Origin of the sequence: Isoptericola aurantiacus (assembly GCF_044769875.1) — a bacterium.
GTDB classification, from domain to species: domain Bacteria; phylum Actinomycetota; class Actinomycetes; order Actinomycetales; family Cellulomonadaceae; genus Isoptericola; species Isoptericola aurantiacus.
This window is the reverse complement of sequence record NZ_JBJBAE010000004.1, coordinates 122,033-143,342: the sequence shown is the minus strand read 5'-3', so window position 1 is coordinate 143,342 and position 21,310 is coordinate 122,033. Positions and strand designations below refer to the sequence as shown.

Annotated in this window: 23 protein-coding genes; 1 reads left to right on the top strand and 22 read right to left on the bottom strand. The window is 73.8% G+C overall.

What is annotated here, in order from left to right; translation table 11 throughout:
- Positions 1 to 12 precede the first annotated feature (12 nt).
- The 3 genes from pyrH to rpsB all read right to left on the bottom strand — a co-directional run bounded on the left by pyrH (position 13) and on the right by rpsB (position 2,823).
- Positions 13 to 792, bottom strand: coding sequence for a UMP kinase (gene pyrH / locus ACIQLL_RS13005; RefSeq protein WP_402467778.1), 780 nt, complete (start codon positions 790 to 792; stop codon positions 13 to 15).
- 186 nt (positions 793 to 978) lie between these two features.
- On the bottom strand, positions 979 to 1,818 hold the full coding sequence (gene tsf, locus ACIQLL_RS13000; RefSeq protein ID WP_402467775.1) for a translation elongation factor Ts: 840 nt from the start codon (positions 1,816 to 1,818) through the stop codon (positions 979 to 981).
- Positions 1,819 to 1,899: 81 nt separating this feature from the next.
- Positions 1,900 to 2,823: a 30S ribosomal protein S2 gene (gene rpsB, locus ACIQLL_RS12995; RefSeq protein ID WP_402467773.1), complete on the bottom strand. Its 924-nt coding sequence runs from the start codon at positions 2,821 to 2,823 to the stop codon at positions 1,900 to 1,902.
- A gap of 448 nt (positions 2,824 to 3,271) precedes the next feature.
- On the opposite strand from rpsB, the gene ACIQLL_RS12990 reads away from it, so the two are divergent.
- Positions 3,272 to 3,859 (top strand): peptidoglycan DD-metalloendopeptidase family protein, encoded by a 588-nt coding sequence (locus ACIQLL_RS12990; protein WP_402467770.1) that lies wholly within the window; start codon positions 3,272 to 3,274, stop codon positions 3,857 to 3,859.
- A gap of 7 nt (positions 3,860 to 3,866) precedes the next feature.
- Here ACIQLL_RS12990 and ACIQLL_RS12985 read toward each other — a convergent pair whose 3' ends face one another.
- The 19 genes from ACIQLL_RS12985 to ACIQLL_RS12895 all read right to left on the bottom strand — a co-directional run bounded on the left by ACIQLL_RS12985 (position 3,867) and on the right by ACIQLL_RS12895 (position 21,301).
- On the bottom strand, positions 3,867 to 4,811 hold the full coding sequence (locus ACIQLL_RS12985) for a tyrosine-type recombinase/integrase (RefSeq protein ID WP_402467767.1): 945 nt from the start codon (positions 4,809 to 4,811) through the stop codon (positions 3,867 to 3,869).
- Between the two features lie 131 nt (positions 4,812 to 4,942).
- Positions 4,943 to 6,190, bottom strand: coding sequence for a DNA-processing protein DprA (gene dprA, locus ACIQLL_RS12980; RefSeq protein ID WP_402467764.1), 1,248 nt, complete (start codon positions 6,188 to 6,190; stop codon positions 4,943 to 4,945).
- A 67-nt stretch (positions 6,191 to 6,257) separates the two neighbouring features.
- Positions 6,258 to 7,796: a YifB family Mg chelatase-like AAA ATPase gene (locus tag ACIQLL_RS12975; RefSeq protein ID WP_402467762.1), complete on the bottom strand. Its 1,539-nt coding sequence runs from the start codon at positions 7,794 to 7,796 to the stop codon at positions 6,258 to 6,260.
- Positions 7,796 to 8,152: a YraN family protein gene (locus tag ACIQLL_RS12970; RefSeq protein WP_402467759.1), complete on the bottom strand. Its 357-nt coding sequence runs from the start codon at positions 8,150 to 8,152 to the stop codon at positions 7,796 to 7,798. The genes ACIQLL_RS12975 and ACIQLL_RS12970 overlap by 1 nt, the downstream gene beginning before the upstream one ends.
- A 134-nt stretch (positions 8,153 to 8,286) precedes the next feature.
- Complete coding sequence (locus ACIQLL_RS12965; RefSeq protein WP_402467756.1) at positions 8,287 to 8,586, bottom strand: DUF2469 domain-containing protein; 300 nt, start codon at positions 8,584 to 8,586, stop codon at positions 8,287 to 8,289.
- Between the two features lie 7 nt (positions 8,587 to 8,593).
- A complete protein-coding gene (locus ACIQLL_RS12960; RefSeq protein ID WP_402467754.1) occupies positions 8,594 to 9,406 on the bottom strand; it encodes a ribonuclease HII in 813 nt (270 codons plus the stop codon).
- Positions 9,403 to 10,221: a signal peptidase I gene (gene lepB / locus ACIQLL_RS12955; RefSeq protein WP_402467752.1), complete on the bottom strand. Its 819-nt coding sequence runs from the start codon at positions 10,219 to 10,221 to the stop codon at positions 9,403 to 9,405. The genes ACIQLL_RS12960 and lepB overlap by 4 nt, the downstream gene beginning before the upstream one ends.
- Before the next feature lie 109 nt (positions 10,222 to 10,330).
- Complete coding sequence (gene rplS, locus ACIQLL_RS12950) at positions 10,331 to 10,687, bottom strand: 50S ribosomal protein L19 (protein WP_402467749.1); 357 nt, start codon at positions 10,685 to 10,687, stop codon at positions 10,331 to 10,333.
- 146 nt (positions 10,688 to 10,833) lie between these two features.
- Positions 10,834 to 11,685, bottom strand: coding sequence for a tRNA (guanosine(37)-N1)-methyltransferase TrmD (trmD, locus tag ACIQLL_RS12945; RefSeq protein ID WP_402467747.1), 852 nt, complete (start codon positions 11,683 to 11,685; stop codon positions 10,834 to 10,836).
- Between the two features lies 1 nt (position 11,686).
- Positions 11,687 to 12,229, bottom strand: a complete 543-nt coding sequence (rimM, locus tag ACIQLL_RS12940; RefSeq protein WP_402467745.1) for a ribosome maturation factor RimM — start codon at positions 12,227 to 12,229, stop codon at positions 11,687 to 11,689.
- A 133-nt stretch (positions 12,230 to 12,362) separates the two neighbouring features.
- A complete protein-coding gene (locus ACIQLL_RS12935; RefSeq protein ID WP_402467742.1) occupies positions 12,363 to 12,602 on the bottom strand; it encodes an RNA-binding protein in 240 nt (79 codons plus the stop codon).
- Entirely contained in the window at positions 12,602 to 13,009 is a 408-nt protein-coding gene (rpsP, locus tag ACIQLL_RS12930; RefSeq protein ID WP_402467739.1) for a 30S ribosomal protein S16, read from the bottom strand. The genes ACIQLL_RS12935 and rpsP overlap by 1 nt, the downstream gene beginning before the upstream one ends.
- Positions 13,010 to 13,226: 217 nt before the next feature.
- On the bottom strand, positions 13,227 to 14,336 hold the full coding sequence (locus ACIQLL_RS12925) for an amidohydrolase family protein (protein ID WP_402467737.1): 1,110 nt from the start codon (positions 14,334 to 14,336) through the stop codon (positions 13,227 to 13,229).
- A gap of 21 nt (positions 14,337 to 14,357) precedes the next feature.
- Positions 14,358 to 15,989: a signal recognition particle protein gene (gene ffh, locus ACIQLL_RS12920; protein WP_402467735.1), complete on the bottom strand. Its 1,632-nt coding sequence runs from the start codon at positions 15,987 to 15,989 to the stop codon at positions 14,358 to 14,360.
- A 43-nt stretch (positions 15,990 to 16,032) separates the two neighbouring features.
- Positions 16,033 to 17,892 carry a [protein-PII] uridylyltransferase family protein gene (locus tag ACIQLL_RS12915; protein ID WP_402467732.1) on the bottom strand — a complete coding sequence of 620 codons (1,860 nt, stop codon included), beginning with the start codon at positions 17,890 to 17,892 and terminating at the stop codon, positions 16,033 to 16,035.
- A gap of 5 nt (positions 17,893 to 17,897) precedes the next feature.
- Positions 17,898 to 18,236 carry a P-II family nitrogen regulator gene (locus ACIQLL_RS12910; protein ID WP_402467729.1) on the bottom strand — a complete coding sequence of 113 codons (339 nt, stop codon included), beginning with the start codon at positions 18,234 to 18,236 and terminating at the stop codon, positions 17,898 to 17,900.
- The gene (locus ACIQLL_RS12905; RefSeq protein WP_402467726.1) at positions 18,233 to 19,510 is read right to left on the bottom strand and encodes an ammonium transporter; all 1,278 of its coding nucleotides are present in this window, start codon (positions 19,508 to 19,510) and stop codon (positions 18,233 to 18,235) included. Before ACIQLL_RS12905 ends, ACIQLL_RS12910 begins: the two co-directional genes overlap by 4 nt.
- A 209-nt stretch (positions 19,511 to 19,719) precedes the next feature.
- Positions 19,720 to 20,874, bottom strand: coding sequence for a signal recognition particle-docking protein FtsY (gene ftsY / locus ACIQLL_RS12900; protein ID WP_402467723.1), 1,155 nt, complete (start codon positions 20,872 to 20,874; stop codon positions 19,720 to 19,722).
- 85 nt (positions 20,875 to 20,959) lie between these two features.
- Positions 20,960 to 21,301, bottom strand: coding sequence for a hypothetical protein (locus ACIQLL_RS12895; protein WP_402467720.1), 342 nt, complete (start codon positions 21,299 to 21,301; stop codon positions 20,960 to 20,962).
- Positions 21,302 to 21,310 lie beyond the last annotated feature (9 nt).

Genomic DNA, 21,310 nt, shown 5'->3' with positions numbered 1-21,310 from the left:
TGGTGTGCGGGCTCAGCGGGTCGTGACCGAGGTCCCGATCCGGTCCCCGAGCAGTGCACGGGTCACGTTACCGGTCTCCTCGAGCCCGAAGACGCGCATCCGCACGTCGTTGTCGCGGCACAGGGAGAGCGCGGTCGCGTCCATCACGTTCAGGCCGCGCACCAGGGCGTCGGTGTAGGTGAGGTGGTCGAGCCTCTCGGCGGCGGGGTCGGTCCGCGGGTCCGCGGTGTAGACGCCGTCGACGCCGTTCTTGCCCATGAGGACCTCGTCGCAGTGCGTCTCCAGGGCCCGCTGGACCGAGACGGTGTCGGTCGAGAAGTAGGGCATGCCGGCACCCGCACCGAAGATGACCACGCGGCCCTTCTCCAGGTGCCGGATGGCACGCAGCGGGATGTACGGCTCGGCGACCTGACCCATGGTGATGGCGGTCTGCACGCGCGTCTTGACGCCGTCCTGCTCGAGGAAGTCCTGCAGGGCGAGGCAGTTCATCACCGTGCCGAGCATGCCCATGTAGTCGGCACGGGCCCGGTCCAGGCCGGCACGGGAGAGCTCGGCGCCACGGAAGAAGTTGCCACCGCCGACGACGATCGCGGTCTGGACGCCCTGGCGTACGGCGTCGCCGATCTCCTGGGCGACGCGGCGCACCACGTCGGCGGCCAGGCCCACGCTGCCGCCCCCGAACGTCTCGCCGGAGAGCTTGAGCAGGACCCTTCGCGTGCCCGAGTCCTTCTGCGGGACCTGGCTGGTCGCGAGACCGGTCTGGTCGATCGGGTTCGTGCGCGCGTCCGTCATGCCACCGTCCGTCATGCCACCGTCCATCTCTGTGCGTCGCCCGGGCGCGGGTCCCGGATCGAGGTCTCCTGGCGCATCCTGGCACCGGATGCGCGTGCCCGCCCACCGGAGGCGACGGCGTCACCCCGGGGCGAGCATGCGTCGGCCCGGCCGCACCGCGGACGGTACGGCCGGGCCGACGGGGGTTCAGCTGCCGACGCGGAAGCGCACGAAGCCGGTGAGCGTGCCACCGGTGGCGGCGACGTGCTTGCCGACCGTCGTCTTGGTGTCCTTGGCCAGCGGCTGGTCCACGAGCACGGCCTCCTTGAAGAAGCCGTTGAGGCGACCCTCGACGATCTTCGGCAGCGCGGCCTCGGGCTTGCCCTCGGCGATCGACCGCTCACGGGCGATCTCGCGCTCCTTGTCGACGACGTCCGCCGGGACGTCGTCGCGGGTCAGGTACTGCGGGGCCAGCGCCGCGATGTGCTGCGCGACGTCCTTGGCGACCGGCTCGGCCGCCTCGTCCGTCACGACCAGGACACCGATCGACGGCGGCAGGTCCTTGGCGGTCTTGTGCAGGTACGCCGTGACCTTCGGGCCCTCGACCCGCGCGACGCGACGCAGGACGACCTTCTCGCCCATGGTGGCGCCCTGGGCGGCGATCGTGTCGGCGACGGTGCCCTCGCCCGCCGAGGCGGCCAGGCCGGACTCGGCGTCGGTGGCCGCGGCAGCGGCGACGGACTCGAGGACCGTCTCGGCCAGCGCGATGAAGTTCTCGTTCTTGACGACGAAGTCCGTCTCGGCGTTCAGCTCGATCATCGTGGCGACCTGGCCGGCGGCGCCGTCCTCGATCTTCACCGCGACGAGACCCTCGGAGGCCGTGTTGCCCTCGCGCTTGGCGGCCTTGGCCAGGCCCTTCTTGCGGATGATCTCGATGGCCTGCTCGGTGTTGCCGTCGGACTCGTCGAGAGCCTTCTTGACGTCGAGCATGCCGGCGCCGGTGCGCTCACGCAGCGCTTTGATGTCAGCGGCGGTGTAGTTCGCCATGGGGGGATGTCCTCCGTGCTGTTCGATCGGTGTGCGGCGGGCGACGGCGGGCCGGTCCGTGGAGGACCGGCCCGCCTCGCGTCACTCGGACTTCTCGGTGCTCTCGGCGGCCGGCTCCGCGGTCTCCGCGGCCGGCTCCTCCGTGGCGGCGGGCGCCTCGGCAGGGGCCTCGGCCGGCGCGGCGTCCTCGGTCGCGGGCTTCTCCGCGGCCGGGGCGTCGGCTGCCTTGTCGGCCTCGGCGCCGGCGAGGAGCTCGCGCTCCCACTCGGCCAGCGGCTCGGCCTCGGACTCCGCGACCTCGCCCTTCTTGCCCGAGGCGCGCTGCATGAGGCCCTCGGCGACGGCGTCGGCGACCACGCGGGTCAGCAGCGTGACGGAGCGGATCGCGTCGTCGTTGCCCGGGATGGCGTAGTCGACCAGGTCGGGGTCGCAGTTGGTGTCGAGGATCGCCACGACGGGGATGCCCAGCTTGCGGGCCTCGTTGACGGCGAGGTGCTCCTTGTTGGTGTCCACGACCCAGACCGCCGACGGCGTCTTGGCCATGTCCCGGATGCCGCCCAGCGTGCGCGAGAGCTTGTCCTTCTCGCGACGCAGGACCAGCAGCTCCTTCTTCGTGAGCCCGGACGCGGCGACGTCCTCGAAGTCGATCTCCTCGAGCTCCTTGAGGCGCTGCAGGCGCTTGTGGACCGTGGAGAAGTTGGTGAGCATGCCACCGAGCCAGCGGTGGTTCACGTACGGCATGCCGACGCGCGAGGCCTGCTCGGCGACGGGCTCCTGCGCCTGCTTCTTGGTGCCGACGAACAGGATCGTGCCACCGTGGGCGACGGTCTGGCTGACGAACTCGAACGCGCGGTCGATGTACGACAGCGACTGCTGGAGGTCGACGATGTAGATGCCGTTGCGCTCGGTGAAGATGAATCGCTTCATCTTCGGGTTCCAACGGCGGGTCTGGTGCCCGAAGTGGACACCGCTCTCGAGGAGCTGGCGCATGGTCACGACGGCCATGACTGGTCCTTTCGCCGCACGGTCCGGGATCCTCCCGGTGCCGTGCGCATCAGGCGACCGCCCACGAGTGCGGCGGTCGCAGTGCTTCGGTTGTCGGTGACGGGCGTCGGGCCCGGCACCCCTGGCGTCACCCCGGCCGGCACCGCGCACCCTGTGCGCGGACCGCAGCCGACACGGCAGCGCCCACCTGGCCGAGGCCGTGGCGAGCACGTTCGTGACGCGCGATGTCGACCTCGCCGCACCACCGGACCCGGGCAGGCGTGACGCCTGGGCGCAGGAAGGGGGTGGACAGCACTGGTCGCAGCGAACAGTCTACCTGACGGCATCGCGCTCCGGTGCCGCCCCGTGACGTGGCGTCCCGCACCCCCAGAGCGGCCGGATGCCGCGGCATCCACAGGGCTCGTCCCGGCGGTCCTTCCCCCAGGTGGACCGGCGCCACGATGTCCGCATGTCCGGCCGCACCAGCACCGCTCCCCGCCGTCGCGGGCGGCGCACCCGATCCCTGCCACGGCTCGTCGTCGCCGCCGCGCTCAGTGCGTCGACGCTCCTCGTGGCGCCGACAGGCTCCGTGGCCGACGCGTTCCGGGCCGCGCCACCTGATCCGGCCGATCGCTTGCCCGGGGCCCGGTCCTGGACCGCACCGGTGGCCGGCGACGTCGTCGCTCGTTTCGACCGACCGCGGCGGCCCTGGCTGCCCGGCCACCGGGGGGTCGACCTGGTGGCGGTCACCGACGACGTCGTCGTCGCACCGGCGCCCGGTGTGATCACCTTCGCTGGGCAGGTCGGCGGCAAGCCCGTGGTCGTGCTGACCCACGGCGAGCTGCGCTCGACCTTCGAGCCCGCGGTCACGGAGCTCGACGTCGGCACGGCGCTCCGCGCCGGCGAGCCCGTGGCTCGGGTCGCGTCCGACGCCGGCGCCGCGCACTGCGCGCCGACGCGCTGCCTGCACTGGGGCGTGCGCCGCGGCGAGGCCTACCTGGACCCGCTGCTGCTGCTGGGCGCCGCCGGGCCGATCGTGCTCCTGCCCCTGGGCTGACCTGGCCTCAGGCTCGCGGGAACGCCTGCTGGAAGACCTGCCGCAGGCGCTCGGCGTCGACGTGCGTGTATCGCTGGGTCGTACCCAGGTCCGCGTGACCCAGGACCTCCTGGACCGAGCGCAGGTCGGAGCCACCCGCGAGGAGGTGGGTCGCCGCCGAGTGTCTCAGGGCGTGCGGGGCGACGTCGTCCACCTCGGCCGTGGCCGCCAGGCGGTGCACCGCCTCCCGGGCCTGCCGCTGCCCCCACCGGCCGCCCCGGTCTCCGAGGAACAGCGCCGGCGGAGAGTCCGCCCTGACCAGCTCCCCGCGACCCGACCCCGTCCAGGCCTGCAGGGCTCGGGCAGCCGGGAGTCCGAACGGGACGACCCGTTCCTTGCCTCCCTTGCCCAGCACGCGCACGAGCCGGTCGGCGAGGTCGACGTCGCCGACGTCCGTGGCGACGAGCTCGCCCACCCGGACTCCGGACCCGTAGAGCAGCTCCGCCGCCGCCCAGGCACGCAGCGCGCCCGGCCGCTGCCCGGGCTCGGCCTCCTGAGCGGTCGCCCGCGCGGTGTCCAGCAGCAGGGCGGCGGACTGCTCCGACAGGACCGTGGGCAGGCTCCTGCGCACCTTGGGGTTCGCGAGCCGCGCCGACGGGTCGGTCGCCACGAGGCCCTCCTGGTGGGCCCACCGCAGGAACGCGCGCGCCGCCGCGCCGCGCCGCGCGAGCGTGGCCTGACTCAGCCCGCGGTCGGCCTGCACCGCCAACCAGCCCCGCAGGACGGCCAGGTCGATGCCCCCGAGGCCCCCGGCACCGTGCCGCACCGCGTAGCGCAGGAGCCCCGTCACGTCGGCCCGGTAGGCACGCCGCGTGTGCACCGAGTGGCCGCGTCGGGCCGCCAGGTACCGCGAGAAGCCGTCCACCGCCTCGGCGAGGTCGGTGGGCAGCGGCAGGACGTCTGAGGCCGTCATCGTCGCCAGTGTGACCCCGGCAGGACGGACGACCGCGCAGGTCGCGCGGCGTTTCGTGGCACGGCCGGGGCCGGGCGCGCGGCGCAGGGCCTCCGAGCGTGCAGATCCGCGACAGCGAGCCCGAGGCCGTCTCAGGACGGTGCCCGCCGCCAGCGAGCGCCGTCGCGCCGGGCCAGCCCGCACCGCTCCAGCGCGCCCAGCAGTGTCACGACGCGTCGGGCCGGCAGCCCCGCCGACCGCACCAGCGAGTCGACCGTCGCGCTCTGCCGGACCGGCAGCGCGTCGAGCAGCAGCCGCTCGTCGGGCCCGAGGGCGTCCACCGGATCGACCAGCGCGGTCTCCTCGGGGCCCTGCACGGACGACCCGACGGGTCCGGCGAGCTCGACGGCGTCCGCAGCGCTCGTGATGCACACCGCGACGCCGTCCCGCAGCAACCCGTGGCAACCGGTCGAGGCCATCGACGTCACCGGCCCGGGCACCGCACCCACCGGGCGCAGCAGCTCGACGGCCCGGCGGGCCGTGGACAGGGCCCCGGAACGTCGCGCCGCTTCGACGACCACCGTGCTGCTGGTCAGGGCGGCGATGACCCGGTTGCGGGCGAGGAAGCGCTGACGGAACGGCGCGCTGCCGGGCGGGACCTCGGCGACGACCGCGCCGTCGTGCTCCACCAGGCGACGCAGCAGGCCGTCGTTGCCCTGCGGGTAGTAGCGGTCCACCCCGCCGGCCAGGACGGCGGCGCTCCTGCCCCCGGCCGCGAGCGCCCCTCGGTGGGCCGCGGCGTCGATGCCGTAGGCGCCGCCGGAGACGACGGTGAACCCCTGGTCGGCGAGCCCGGCCGCCAGGTCCTCGGCGACGCGCTCACCGTAGGCGGTCGCGGCCCGCGCACCGACGACGGCCACCGACCCCCGGGCCCAGTCGGCGACGTCGGCACGCCCGCGCACCCAGAGGGCGAAGGGCGCGGCCGCCCCCAGGGCGTCCAGCTGACCGGGCCAGTCCGGGTCACCCGGGACGAGGAGCGCCCCGCCGAGCCTCTCGAGCACGCGCAGCTCGCGTCGCGGGTCGAGGCTGTCCAACCGCGGCACCCACCGTCCGACCGCGTCGAGCAGTCGGAGCGCCGCGTTCCGGTGCCTCGGCTCACCCGTCGCGGCCCGGCTCGGTGCCGCGCTCGCCGACGGGCTCGCCGACGGTGGGACGTCCAGACCGTCGAGGACGGGGGCCCGGAGCGTCGCCACCGGGTCGGCCGCGGCCTCCACGAGCCAGGCGAGCGCACCCGCGGCTCCGAGGTGCGCCACGAGGGACCCGGCGACGACGTCCCCCGGTTCGGCGAGCCGGGACCAGGCGGCGGCCGCCAGCCAGGGGTCGTCGACGTCGAACCGCACGCGCGGAGCGTGCCGTCGCTCGCCGCGCGCGGCGGGATCGGCTCCGGACCGGCTGTCGAGCGTCGGCTCATCCATGACGACCACCGGTGCGGAACAGCATCGCGGCGTCCACGTCGTCCACGCCCGGCACGTCACGCGCGTCCAGGTCCGCCAGCGTCCAGGCCACGCGCAGGACGCGGTCCGCGCCGCGCATCGACAGCTCACCGGCGTCGATCTGGCGCTCCACCTGCGTCAGCACGCCCGGCTCCCCGCGCAGGTGCTCGCGCAGCCAGGGTCCCGGGAGCTCGACGTTCGTGCGCCAGGGCGTGCCCGCGAGGCGTGCGCGGGCACGTTCCCGGGCGGCCTCGACCCGGGCGGCGACCGTCGCGGACGGCTCACCGCTGGTCGCGAGCACGCGTTCGGCGCGGCTGAGCCCTGCGAGGTGCACCTGGAGGTCGACGCGGTCGAGGAGCGGCCCCGACAGTCGCGCCAGGTACCGCCGCCGGGCGAGCGGGGAACAGGTGCACTCCGCGCCGGCGTTCGTGGTCGACATCCCGCAGGGGCACGGGTTCGCTGCCAGCACGAGCTGGAACCGGGCCGGGTACCGCGTCGCTCCCCCGGTCCGGTGCAGCACCAGCTCGCCGGCCTCCAGGGGTTGACGCAAGGTCTGCAGCACGCGCGGCGCGAACTCCGGTGCCTCGTCGAGGAAGAGCACGCCGCGGTGCGCCCGGGACACCGCCCCGGGGCGGGCGATGCCCGTGCCCCCACCCACGATCGCCGCGGGGGTCGCCGTGTGGTGCGGGTCCTCGAACGGGGGGCGCCGGAGCAGGCCGGCGCCCGGGTCGAACGTGCCGGCCACGGAATGGACGCTGGTGACCTCGACGGCCTCGGCCTCGGTCAGGTCCGGCAGGATCCCGGGCAACCGGGCCGCGAGCATCGTCTTGCCGGCACCGGGCGGACCGGTCATGAGCAGGTGGTGCCCGCCCGCGGCCGCGACCTCCAGCGCGATCCGCGCCTCGCCCTGGCCCACGACGTCGGCCAGGTCGCCCACCGGCCGGCGGGGCACGGCGGGCCGTGCGGGCGCCACCGGCTGCGCCCGCCGCTCGTGCCGCAGCGTGCCGCCGTGCAGGCGCACCACGTCGCCCAGGTCGGCGGCACCGTGGACGCGCGCGCCGGGCACGAGGCCCGCCTCGTCCGCGTCCCCGGCCGCGACCACGACGTCGGGACAACCCGCGGCGACGGCGGACACCACGGCGGGCAGCACCCCGCGCACGGGCTGCAGCCGGCCGTCCAGACCGAGCTCGGCGAGGTGCACGACACGGTCGAGGCCGCTCGTCGGCAGGACCCGGTGCCCCGCCAGCACGGCCACCGCGACCGCCAGGTCGAACGAGGATCCCGACTTGCGCAGCGAGGCCGGTGACAGGTTGACGGTGATCTTGCGGTGCGGCCACTCGATCCCTGTCGACAGCACGGCGGCCCGCACCCGGTCCCGCGACTCCGCGAGCGCCGCGTCCGGCAGCCCGACCAGGGTGAACCCCGGGACGGAGGCCGCCAGCTGCGCCTGCACCTCCACGAGGTGTCCTTCCATGCCGCTCAGCGCGACGGCCGCCGTCGTCCCCAGCGCCATCAGAGCACCCCGGTGAGGTGCTCGACCTGGGCGGCACCGCGTCGTGGCAGGACGATCGCGACGACGTCGACGCGCACCGCTCGACGCGGGCCCGGGTGCTCGTGCAGCCACTGCGCGGTCAGCCGCCGGATCCGGCGCAGCTTGGCGGGTGTGACGGCCTCGGCCGGGTGCCCGTAGGCCGTGCCCCGACGCGTCTTGACCTCGACGACCACGAGCGTGCCGCCGTCGAGCGCCACCAGGTCGAGCTCGCCGGCGGTCCCCCGCCAGTTGCGGTCCAGCAGCTCGTAGCCACGCTCCACCAGGTGGCGCGCCGCCACCTCTTCCCCATGTCGCCCCACGGCGTCCTCGGCTCGCACGGAACCACCTCCGCGACCCACCGTGGCCGGACGAGGGCGCCCGGACCGCACGAGGCGCCGGTGCCTGTGGACGACCAGCCGTCGACGTCACCTGGGGGTGGCCGACGGCGGACCCGTCCGGCCGTTCGGAGTACCTAGAGGGCGATGTCGGCCTTGGCGAGCTCCTCGACGTTCACGTCCTTGAACGTGACCACCCGCACCGACTTCACGAACCGCGCCGAGCGGTACACGTCCCACACCCAGGCATCGGCGAGCTGCAGCTCGAAGTACACCTCACCCGCGGCCGACCGCACCTGCAGGTCGACCTGGTTGGCCAGGTAGAAGCGGCGTTCGGTCTCCACCACGTAGGAGAACAGACCCACCACGTCGCGGTACTCGCGGTACAGCGCGAGCTCCATGTCGGTCTCGTAGTCCTCGAGGTCCTCAGCGCTCACCCGGACATCATCCCACCCGGGCGCGCGGCGTCGAGCCGGAGGGGTCGACGGCGGTCTGCAACGTCACCACGGAGCCCGCCGCGACCTCGGGCCCGGCGTCGGGCTCGGCGGGTGACGGGTCGTCCTCGAGCACCCGCAGGTTCCACGACCGACGGTGCTGCGGCGTCGGCCCGAGCCTGCGCAGACCGTCCAGGTGCGCCGGGGCGGCGTACCCCTTGTTCTGGTCCCAGGCGAAGTGAGGATACTGCGCGGCGAGCCGCGTGAGCAGCCCGTCGCGCTCGACCTTGGCCAGGACGCTCGCGGCCGCCACCGACGAGCACAGGCGGTCCGCCTTGACGAGCGTGCGCACCCCGGGCTCCGGCGCGTCCAGACCACCGGCAGGATCGGCGTCGGCCGCCTCGAACAGGTCCGCGTGCGGCCGGCTGAGCCAGTCGTGAGAGCCGTCGAGCAGCACCACGTCCACGTCGCCGACGCTGCGGCGCACCTGGGCCAGCGCTCGGCGGCCCGCCAGCCGCAACGCGGCCACGATGCCGTGCGCGTCGATCTCGGCGGGGCCGGCGTGCCCCACCGCCCAGGCGACCGCCCAACGACGCAGCGGACCGACCATCGCCTCCCGCGCGGCAGGTGAGAGCAGCTTGGAGTCCGTGACGCCGCGCGGCGCCGTCGGCGTCGAGGCGTCGACCACGACCAGGCCCACGCTCACCGGCCCCGCCAGCGCACCCCGGCCCACCTCGTCCATGCCGCCCACCAGCACGGCGCCGTCCCCGAGCAGCGCACGTTCCTGCCGCAGGGTCGGGCTGCGTCGCGTCCGGACGGTCACGGCTCGGGCACCTCGGCGAAGACGTCGCCCGGGTTGCGCAGGACGGTGGCGTCCGCGAACGGCCAGACGATGACGAACGTGCTGCCCACGACGTTGTCGAGAGGGACGAAACCGCCGCCCGGCTTGCCGGTGTTGAACCGCGAGTCCTGGGAGTTCTGCCGGTTGTCACCCATGACGAACAGCATGTCGGCCGGGACCGTGGTGTCGAACGCCACCTGGCTCGGCACCGCCCCGGCGGCGAGGTACTCCGACTCGTCGATCGCCACCCCGTTGACGCTCAGCCTGCCCTCGGCGTCGCAGCACTCCACCGTGTCGCCCGGCAGGCCGATGACGCGCTTGATGAGGTGTTCCCCGGTGTCCTGCGGCAGCAGGCCGACGAAGGTCGCGACGTCGCGCACCGCGTTGCCGACGGGGCCGTCGTCGGGCGCCTCGTACGGCGGGAGCCAACCACCCGGGTCCTTGAAGACGACGATGTCCCCGCGGTGGACGTCCAGGGCGTCGGGGACGAGCCGCGAGACCATCACACGGTCACCGACCTGGAGGGTGTCCTCCATCGACGAGCTGGGGATGTAGAACGCCTGGACGAGGAAGGTCTTGATCAGCCAGGACAGCACCAGCGCGCTGACCACGATGATCGCCGTCTCCCGCAGCAACCCGAGGCTCCGGCGTCCCCCGGACCGCTGGGTGGAGCCGTGGGCCGGCGGACCGTCCGCACGGGCGGCGAGCTCACCCTCCGTCGGACGCCCGACGTTCTCGTCGGACTCGTCGGGGCCCCAGGGGCGCGGCGCGGAGGTCACAGGATCGGAGTCTGCCACGTCCACACCCTGCCAGACGCACCAGGGCACCGCGAAACGCCGACGGGCGGCCCCTCCATCGTGGAGGGACCGCCCGTGGTGGCGTGCGGCGGGACGCGCCCGCCACGGCTCACTTCGCCGGGGTCTCGCGCTTCTCGCGGATCTTGGCCTTCTTGCCGCGCAGCGCGCGCAGGTAGTAGAGCTTCGCGCGGCGCACGTCACCGCGGGTGACGAGCTCGACGGACTCGATCGTGGGGGCGTGCACCGGGAAGGTGCGCTCCACGCCGACGCCGAAGCTGATCTTGCGCACGGTGAACGTCGCGCCCACGCCGCCGTTGCGGCGGGCGATGACGATGCCCTGGAAGGCCTGCACACGGGAGCGGTTGCCCTCGATGACCTTCACGTTGACCTTGACGGTGTCGCCGGCGCGGAAGTCCGGGATGTCGGAGCGCAGCGAGGCTGCCTCGACGGAGTCGAGCGTCTTCATGGTTGTCTCCCCGCCCTGCCACAGGTCAGAACAAGCTCTGGGCCCGCGCGTGGACGGGCCGGGATCGTGTCGTCGGTGTCGGTGCGCCGGCTCGCAGCCCGATGGTCTCCCCTGTGGCAGAGTCCGGGCAGCGGCACACCGCCGACCTATTCTGCCACACCCCGCCGCACGACGGCGGGTCGCGACTCGTGAGACGCACCACCGGACCCGCCGTCACCCGGCCCGGCCACGACCTCCCAGCCCGCGTCGGCCAGGACGGCACGGTCGTGGGCGTCGAGGTCCCCGGCGTCGAGGGCGCTCAGCAGGTCCGGGCGTCGCTGCGCCGTGCGCTCCAGCGCACGGTCGCGCCGCCACCGGTCGATACGGGCGTGGTGCCCCGAGAGCAGCACCTCGGGCACCTCGTGCTCCTGCCACGAGGGCGGCTTGGTGTAGACGGGGTACTCGAGCAGTCCGGCGGCCCCGTGCGACTCCTCCACCAGCGACTCGGGATTGCCCACGACCCCAGGCAGGAGCCGGCCGACGGCCTCGACCATGACGAGCGCCGCGACCTCGCCGCCGTTGAGGACGTAGTCCCCGATGGACAGCTCGCTGACCCGGTGACCCGCACCGCGGTAGTGCTCGGCGACCCGCGCGTCGATGCCCTCGTAGCGGCCGCAGGCGATCACCAGGTGCCCCTCGCCGGCGAGCGCCTCCGCGTGCCGCTGCGTGAAGACCTCGCCCGACGGCGTGGGGATCACCAGCCGGGCGCCCCCGCCCGACGCCGTGCCGGCCGGCACGAGCAGGTCGTCCAGCGCGCTGCCCCACACGTCCGGTCGCATCACCATCCCGGCTCCCCCGCCGAACGGGGTGTCGTCGACGGTGCGGTGCCGGTCGCGCGTCCAGTCCCGCAGGTCGTGCACCCGCAGGTCGAGCAGCCCGGCGCGGCGCGCCTTGCCCACCAGCGACAGGTCGAGCGCGGCGAGGTAGTCGGGGAAGATCGTCACGATGTCGATGCGCACGTCAGGACCCGTCCTGCTCGGGGTCGTCGGCGAGCGACCCGGCGTCGCGGGCGAGCAGCCCGCCGGGCGGCGTGAGCACCACGCGCCCACCGGGTACGTCGACCGTCGGGACGACGGCGTGGACGAACGGCACCAGGGTGCGCTCGCCCCCCGTCTCGCGGACCACCAGCACGTCGTGCGCCGGCAGGTGCTCCAGTCCCACGACCTCCCCCACCACGGTCCCGTCGGCCAGCTCGGCCCGCAGTCCCGCGAGCTCGTGGGGGTACCAGGCGTCCTCCTCGGAGGAGGCGTCCTGCTCGACCAGGAGCTCGACGCCGCGCAGCGACTCGGCCGCCGTGCGGTCCGGCGTCCCGGCGAACCGCACGAGCCAGCGGCCCTGGTGCACGCGCACCGTCTCCACCGTCAGCGGGCCCCGCTCCACCGGGTCCGTCGCCAGCTCCGCCCCGACGGCGAAACGCTCCTCGGGCACGTCGGTGCGCAGCTCGAGCACCACCTCGCCGCGCAGTCCGTGCGCCCGGCCCACCCGGGCCACCACCAGCTCCATGTCGTCTCCTCGTCCCGGGCCCGCCGTCGTCGCCGACCGGCCGGACCCTGTGCACCATGACCACGCCCAGTGAACACGACGAGGCCCGGTCCCGTGCAGGGACCGGGCCTCGTCGATCAGCGTGTGCGGACGCTCAGCGGCCGTCGACGTCCACGACGTCGACGCGGACCGGACCGTCGGTCGCGAGCGCACCGACGACGGTGCGCAGCGCCTTGGCGGTGCGGCCCCCTCGCCCGATGACCCGTCCGAGGTCGTCCGGGTGGACCCGGACCTCGAGCAGGTCGCCCCGGCGCTGGGTCCTCGCGGTGACCCGGACGTCGTCCGGGTTGTCCACGATGCCGCGCACCAGGTGCTCGAGGGCGTCCGCGAGCATCAGGCCTCGGCCTCGTCCTCGTCGGACTTCTTGGCCGACTTCTCGGCGGCCTTCGCCTTGGCCTTCTCGGCCTCGGCGTGGACGGCCTCGATCGCGGCGGCGCTGTCACCGGAGGCCTGCTTGGTCTTGAGGGTGCCCTCGGCACCGTCCAGACCCTTGAACTTCTGCCAGTCGCCCGTGACCTTCAGCAGGGCGGCGACCTGCTCGGTCGGCTGGGCGCCGACTCCGAGCCAGTACTGGGCGCGCTCGGACTGGATCTCGATGAGCGAGGGCTCCTCGGTCGGGTGGTACTTGCCGATCTCCTCGATGACGCTGCCGTCGCGCTTCTTGCGCGAGTCGGCCACGACGACACGGTAGTACGGGGCCCGGATCTTGCCGAGACGCTTCAGACGAATCTTGACGGCCACTGGTGTGGACTCTCCTGGTTCTGTGAGGGCGACCCGAGCACGCCGCAGGTGGGGCCAGCGCGTGGACGGGTCAGGACCGGACATGCCCAGGTGAGAGGGGCCTGGGCACGCCGAGTACCCCGCCATTGTGCCAGACCCGGACGCCGCCCCCAAGCGGGGGCTGCATCACACCCGCGGTCGACGCGCCGACGACCGGTCGGACCCGCCGGACCGACCGTCAGGCCACCACGCGACCACGCAGGACGACGGCGGTCGGGTGCCGCAGCACCTCGACGTCCTCGCGCGGGTCGGACGGGTACACCACGAAGTCCGCGCTGGAGCCCTCCACCATCGACCCGTGACCGAGGAACGACCGTGCCCGCCAGGTGGCCATCGCCACGACCTCCGCGTCGGGGATGCCGGCGGCGACCAGCTCGGAGCACTCGTCGGCGATGCGGCCGTGGTCGATGGTGCCGCCCGCGTCCGTGCCCACGAGCAGCGGGACGCCGGCGTCGTGCATCGCCCGCACCTGCTCGTACCGCCGCGCGTGCATGGCCCGCATCCGGGCCGCGTACACCGGGTACTTGCCGTCGGCTCGGGCCGCGATGTTCTCGAACTGGGCCACCTGCAGCAGCGTCGGGGTGACCCGCACGCCGCGGTGCGCCACCTCCGCCATGAGGTCGGCGGGGATCCCGGTGCCGTGCTCGATGCCGTCCACGCCGGCCTCGAGCAGGTCCTCGACGACCTCCCGGGAGAAGGCGTGCACGGTGACCCGTGCCGCCTCGGCGTGCGCGGCCGCGACGGCGTCCACCAGCACGTCGCGCGGCCACAGAGGGCGCAGGTCCGCCTCCGGCCCCAGGTCACGGTCGATCCAGTCGCCCACCAGCTTGACCCAGCCCCCGCCCGCCCGGGCCTGCTCCGCCACGACGCGCGGGAGGTCGGCGACGTCGTCGAGCTCGAGGCCGTAGTGGCGCAGGTAGCGCTTCGGCCGCGCCAGGTGCTTGCCCGCGCGCACCAGCCGTGGCAGGTCCGTGCGCCCGGAGACCCACGAGGTGTCCAGCGGGGACCCCGCGTCACGGATGAGGAGCACCCCGGTGTCGCGGTCGGCGACGGCCTGCTTGGTCGCGGCGTCACGGTCGACGGCGCCCCCGGCGTCGAGCCCGACGTGGCAGTGCACGTCCACCAGCCCGGGGAGCACCCAGCCCGTCAGCTCGGCGGCGGGGCTGCCCTGCGGGGTGGGCCGCAGGAGACTGATGCGTCCGTCGCGCACCCACATCTCGCCCACCTCACGGTCGCCGTCGAGCAGGATGCGACCCGTGACGTGCAGGGGGACGTGCGGCACCGACATGGGCCGCAGCCTACCGGGGAATCAGCGTCCGCCGCCGAGGAGCTTGCCCAGGTCGCCGGGCAGCTCGAGGTTGTCGAGATCGGCGCCCTGCTGGTCCGGCTCCTTGACACCGAACGCCGACCCCGCCGGGGCGGACGGCTTCTTCGCCCCGCCACCCAGGGCGCGCTGCATGGCCTCGCGCTCCTGCTGCGCCCGCTTGGCCGGGTTGCCCGACTTGCCCTTGACCTTCTTCTTCGGCTGCTGCTTGCCGCGCGACTTCTTGCCGCCGCCCGGCAGACCGGGCATCCCCGGCATGCCACCGGGCATCCCCGGGGCGCCGCCGCCCTTGGCCATCTGGCGCATCATCTTCTGCGCCTGGGTGAAGCGGTCGAGCAGACCGTTGACCGCTGCCGTCGTCTGCCCGGCACCCCGGGCGATGCGGGCACGGCGCGAGCCGTTGATGATCTTCGGGTTCTCCCGCTCGGCGGGCGTCATCGACTGGATGAGGGCCTGGACGCGGTCGACCTCGCGCTCGTCGAAGTTCTCGATCTGGTCGCGCATCTGGGCCATGCCCGGCATCATGCCGAGCATCTTCTTCATGGAGCCGAGCTTCTTCATCTGCTGCATCTGCACCAGGAAGTCGCTGAGCGTGAAGTCCTCGCCGCCGGCGACCTTGGCCGCCATCCGCTCGGCCTCGTCGGCGTCGAACGCGCGCTCGGCCTGCTCGATCAGCGTCAGGACGTCGCCCATGTCCAGGATGCGCGACGCCATCCGGTCCGGGTGGAAGACCTCGAACTCGGTGAGCTTCTCACCGGTCGAGGCGAACATGATCGGCCGGCCGGTGACCTGGGCGACGGACAGCGCCGCGCCGCCGCGGGCGTCGCCGTCGAGCTTGGACAGCACCACACCGGTGAAGTCCACGCCCTCGAGGAAGGCGTTCGCCGTGGTGACCGCGTCCTGGCCGATCATCGCGTCGATGACGAACAGGACCTCGTCGGGCGTGATCGCGGCGCGGATGTCCGCGGCCTGCTGCATCAGGACCTCGTCGACGCCGAGCCGTCCGGCCGTGTCGACGATGACGACGTCGTGCTGCTTGGCCCGCGCCTCGTCGACCCCGCCGCGCGCGACGGCGACCGGGTCGCCGATGGTGGCCGACCCCGCCGGGTCGTGGTCGGAGGTGTTGCCCGGGTGCGGCGCGAAGACCGGGACGCCCGCCCGCTGGCCGACCACGGAGAGCTGGGTGACGGCGTTGGGGCGCTGCAGGTCTGCCGCGACGAGGATCGGGGTGTGGCCCTGCTCCTTGAGCGCCAGCGCCAGCTTGCCCGCCAGGGTCGTCTTGCCGGCACCCTGCAGACCCGCGAGCATGATGACCGTCGGCGGGGTCTTGGCGAGCTGCAGCGCGCGGGTCTGCCCACCGAGGATCGTCACGAGCTCGTCGTTGACGATCTTGACGACCTGCTGGGCCGGGTTCAGCGCACCGGAGACCTCGGAGCCCAGGGCACGCTCGCGCACGGCGGCGGTGAACTGCCGCACCACGGGTACGGCGACGTCCGCGTCCAGCAGCGCACGACGGATCTCGCGCACGGTCGCGTCGATGTCCGCCTCGGACAGCCGTCCCCGGCCGCGCAGGTTCTTGAACGTCGACGTGAGCCGGTCCGACAGGGAGTTGAACACCAGGTGGTCCTCTTCGCGGGAAGGTTGCGTGCGGTCCCCCAGCCTACCGGCCCGACGACACCGCCCCCGCCTCCCCCGGCGCGGGTCCGTCCGCCAGCGCGTCCCGTGCCCGGGCGGTGAGCTGGTCCACCAGGCTCGCCCGCCAGCCGGTCCAGCCCGCCGGGCCGAGGGAGGTGGAGTCGCACTCCGTCAGGGCGCGGAGCACCTCGAGCAGGTCGGGCCGGTGGTCGACGGCGACCAGCAGCCTGCTCACCGTCGCCGGGTCGTCCGGGTCGGCGCCGGTCGCGAGCTGCGAAAGCGTCAGGTGGTGCCGCACCAGCCGCTGCACGTCGGCGACGAAGTCGTCGTCGTACCCCATGCGCCGCAGGACCGGCTCCACCACCCGAGCACCCTCGACCGAGTGGTCGGTGCTCTGCGCCCGGCGACGTTTGCCGAGGTCGTGCAGGATCGCCGCGACGCTCAGCAGCTCCGACGGCAGGAGCGCGGCGGGCACCCCGCGGGCGATCTGCCGCTTGCGCACGGCGGGCGCGAGCGCGGCCGTCTCGACGAGGTGCCGGTCGACGGTGTGCCGGTGGATGGCGGCACGCTGGGGCTTGTTCCGCACGTCCGCCCACTCGGGGATCCAGGTCGTGACGACGCCGGCCAGATCGAGCGCCTCCCAGACGTGGATCTGGGCCGGCCCGGAGGACAGGAGCGTCTGCAGGCTCGATCGCGCCGAGGCCGGCCACGGCTCCGGTACGGGCGGGCACAGGGCGAGCGAGTGCATCGTCACCGGGGAGAGCACGAGCCCCGTGCGGGCCGCCGTCGCCGCGGCGCGCAGGGACAGCAGCGGGTCCTGGGCCGGTGCGGCCGCCACCCCGAGCACGAGCTCGCCGTCGTGCTCCACGAGCCCCTCGCCCACCGACCGCAGCCGGGGCGGCTGCCGACGGCCGCGCACGAGCACCGGCTTGCGCAGGGCCGGGCGCTGCAGGGCCTGCCGGGCACGCCGGACCGTGGAGTCGAGCGCGAAGGAGATCTCGCGGCCGGCCGCCGCGAGGCTCGCCAGCAGCTCGTCGGGGTCGTCGTAGCCGGTCAGCCCGGCGACCTGCTCGAGGTCGGCCAGGAGGAGCCGGGTCGCCCGTCGCCGCGTGACCACCTGCAGCGCGTCGCGCACGTCGAGCAGGTGCGCGTAGGCGGAGTCGACCCGGCCGTGGGGCCGGTCGGTGAGCCAGGTCGCGGCCAGCGCCGAGACCACGACGGCGTCGCGGATGCCCCCGCGCGCCTCCTTGAGGTCGGGCTCGATGAGGTAGGCGAGCTCACCGGAGCGCTCGGCGCGCTCGCGCACGCTCGAGAGCAGCTCGGGCAGCCGACGCCGGGACGCTGACCGCCAGTCGGTGAGGATGCCCGACGCCGCCCGGTGGACGACGACGGCGTCCCCGGCGACCGGCCGCACGTCCAGCCATCCCACGGCGGCCGGCAGGTCGCGCATGGCGAGCTGGCGGGTCTGGGTCAGCGAGCGCACCGCGTGGTCGATGTCGACCCCGGAGTCCCACAACGGGTACCAGAGCCGCTCGGCGACGACGGCGAGCTCGTCGGGCTTGTGGGTGCGGCCGTCGTGCACGAGCACGAGGTCGAGGTCGGACAGCGGGCCCAGCTCGCCGCGCCCCAGCGAGCCCACCGCGGCCAGCGCGAGGCCGGCCGGGTCGACGTCGGCCGTGGCCTCGGCGTACAGGGCGCCGAGCCGCTCGGTGACGATCTGCTGCAGCGTGGCACGGCGCGCGACGCCGGAGCGTCCCGGCCCGGTGAGCTCCCTGGCGGCGGCGAGCAGCTCGTCACGCAGCCCCACGACAGGGCCCCGCACCCCGGGACCGGGGTGCGGGGCCTGCTGCGCGGGGCCGCCGCCCGTGGACGGGTGGTCGGCCATCGGCGTCAGAGCGCGGCGTCGCCGTGCTCGCCGGTGCGGACCCGGGCGACGTCGTCGACCGGCACCGTCCAGACCTTGCCGTCACCGATCTTGCCCGTCTGGGCCGCGTTGACCACGACGTCGACGATCGACGGCGCGTCGGCGTCCCCGACGAGGATCTCGATGCGGACCTTGGGCACCAGGTCGACGGTGTACTCCGCACCGCGGTAGACCTCGGTGTGGCCCTTCTGCCGGCCGTAGCCGCTGGCCTCGCTGACGGTCATCCCGCGGACGCCGGCGGCCTCGAGGGCCGACTTCACGTCGTCGAGACGGTGGGGCTGGATGACTCCGGTGACGAGCTTCATGCGCGGACCTCCTTGATGACGGAACCCGACTGGATCCCCTCGTACGCGGACTCGCTGTGGACGGCGAGGTCGATACCGCTGACCTCGACCTCCTCGGAGACGCGCCAGCCCATGGTGGCCTTGAGGATGATCGCCAGGACGTAGGTGACGACAGCCGAGAAGACGACCGCGATGACCGCGATGATCGCCTGCACGGCGAGCTGGTTGACGCCGCCACCGTAGAACAGGCCGGTCTCCGTGGCGAGGAGGCCGATCGACAGCGTGCCCCAGAGGCCGGCGACCAGGTGGACGCCGACGACGTCGAGCGAGTCGTCGTAACCCAGCTTGAACTTCAGGCCGACCGCGAAGGCGCTCAGCACACCGGCGATGACGCCCACGAACAGCGCGCCGAAGGGGCTGACCGAGCCGGCGGCCGGGGTGATCGCGACCAGACCGGCGACGACACCCGAGGCGGCACCCAGGGAGGTGGCGGAGCCGTCACGGAGCTTCTCCACGACGAGCCAGCCGATGACGGCGGCAGCGGTCGCGGTGGTGGTGTTGACCCAGGCGAGACCGGCGAAGCCGTCCGAGGTGAAGGCCGAGCCGGCGTTGAAGCCGAACCAGCCGAACCACAGGAGCGCGGCGCCGAGCATCACGAGCGTCAGGTTGTGCGGGCGCATCGGCTCGGTGCCGAAGCCCTTGCGCTTGCCGACGATCAGGGCCAGCACGAGCGCGGCCGCACCGGCGTTGATGTGGACCACGGTGCCACCGGCGAAGTCGATCGGGGCCGCGATGTCGGCGAACGGACCGTCGCCCGAGAGCAGGCCGCCGCCCCAGACCATGTGCGCCATCGGGAAGTAGGCGAAGGTGACCCACAGGGCGACGAAGACCATCCAGGTGCCGAACTTGACCCGGTCGGCGATCGCACCGGAGATGAGGGCGACGGTGATGATCGCGAAGGTCGACTGGAAGCCCACGCCGACGATGCTCGGCACGCCGAAGTCGTCGATGAGGAACTCACCGGCGTCGTTGTAGATCGCCCCCTGCAGCGCGAACTGGTCGAACGGGTTGCCGATGATCCCGCCGACGTCGCTGCCGTAGGACATCGACCAGCCCCACAGGACGTAGATGACGGCCGTCAGCGCGATCGCGCCGAACGACATCATCATCATGTTCAGGACGGACTTGCCGCGGACCATGCCTCCGTAGAACAACGCCAGACCAGGCGTCATCAGGAGCACGAGCGATGCTGACGTCAGCATCCACGCGGTTGCCCCGGTATCCAGCTCCACCATGTGTCTTACTCCCCTCGCCAGCCCCTGTGGCCGGTCGGTGACCACCGTGGCGGGGCGGGGTTTCATCGGGAGTGACGGTGTGTTACGTCCGTGTGACGAACGTCGCCTTGGCGTAAACATCCCGTTTCTGTCCGGACTGCGAGACACCTACCGGGTGTTCGTGACCTGACCGTGATCCCGCCGTGTCCGGGGCGAGACCGGAGCCGCCGTCAGCCCAGGAGGCCGTCGACGAACTCCTCCGGCTCGAACGGCGCCAGGTCGTCCGGTCCCTCACCGAGGCCGACCAGCTTGACCGGCACCCCGAGCTCGCGCTGGACCGCGACGACGATGCCACCCTTGGCCGTGCCGTCCAGCTTGGTCAGCACGATGCCGGTCACGCCGGCCACCTCGCCGAAGACCTTGGCCTGCTGCATGCCGTTCTGGCCCGTGGTCGCGTCCAGCACCAGCAGCACCTCCCCCAGCGGTGCCTCCCGGGTGATGACGCGCGAGATCTTGCCCAGCTCGTCCATGAGGCCGGCCTTGTTCTGCAGCCGGCCCGCGGTGTCGACCAGCACGACGTCGGTACCCTCGGCGCTGCCCGTCCGCACGGCGTCGAACGCGACGGCCGCGGGGTCGGCACCCTCCCGGTCCGCCCGCACCGTGGCGACCCCGACGCGCGCACCCCAGGTCTGCAGCTGGTCGGCGGCCGCCGCACGGAACGTGTCCGCGGCGCCCAGCACGACCGACTTGTCCTGGGCGACCAGGACGCGGGCCAGCTTGCCGACCGTCGTCGTCTTGCCGGTGCCGTTCACGCCCACCACGAGCACGACGGCGGGCTTGGCCACGCCGTCCACGACCGGACGCGCGGTGGCCAGGGAGCGGTCGAGGCTCGGGTCCACGATCTTCAGCAGCTCCTCGCGGAGCAGGGCACGCACGGCGTCGGGCTCCCGCACGCCCAGCACGCGCACGCGGGTCCGGAGCGCCTCGAGCAGCTCCTCGGCCGGGCCCGTGCCGATGTCGGCGAGCAGCAGCGTCTCCTCCAGCTCGTCCCAGTCGTCCTCGGTGAGGTGGTCGCGGGACAGGACGCCCAGCAGACGGGCGCCCAGCGGGGAGCCGGACCGCGCCAGTCGGTCGCGCAGCCGCACCATCCGGCCGGCGGCCGGCGCGGGGGTCTCGAGCGGCGGGGCGGTGGCGGCCGCGGGCTCCGGGGGGCCGGCGACGTCGGGCTCTGCCCCCGCCTCCGGAGGGGCCGCCGTGGTGGTGCCGCCGGACGGGGCGCCGTCGTCGTGCCGGCCCCGACGCAGCCGGGGGACGACGAGGGCGGAGCCGAAGCCCACCAGGAGGACGATGCCGAGGACGATCCAGAGCCACAGAGAGTCAGTCACGGTCCACCAGTGTCCCAGACGGCGGGGCTACCGGCGGGCCGGCACGGCCGGACCGCCGGGGCGAGGGTCGGGTGACCGCGCGACGTCAGCGCTCGCGCCGGGCGCGACCCGCCGCGGAGGGCGAGCCCCGGCCGGGGGTGCTCACCCGCACCTGCGCCAGGTGCAGGGCGGTCGAGATCTCCTCGGCGTCCACGTAGCCGGGCGCCTGCTCGAGGTTCGCCGCGAAGAAGGCGTCCATGTCGGTGTCCACCGGACGCGACTGACGTGGTTCGTGGTGGCGGCGCAGCCCGGAGCGGAAGGCCCGCAGGAACGAGCGCGGGCCGTGCTCGTCGTCGGCCGTGTCGCCGCGTTCCATCACGCTGGCGACGAGGAAGACGGCCCCGGCGATGGCCAGGGAGACCGCGATCCAGACGACGTACGTGAGCATGGGGATATT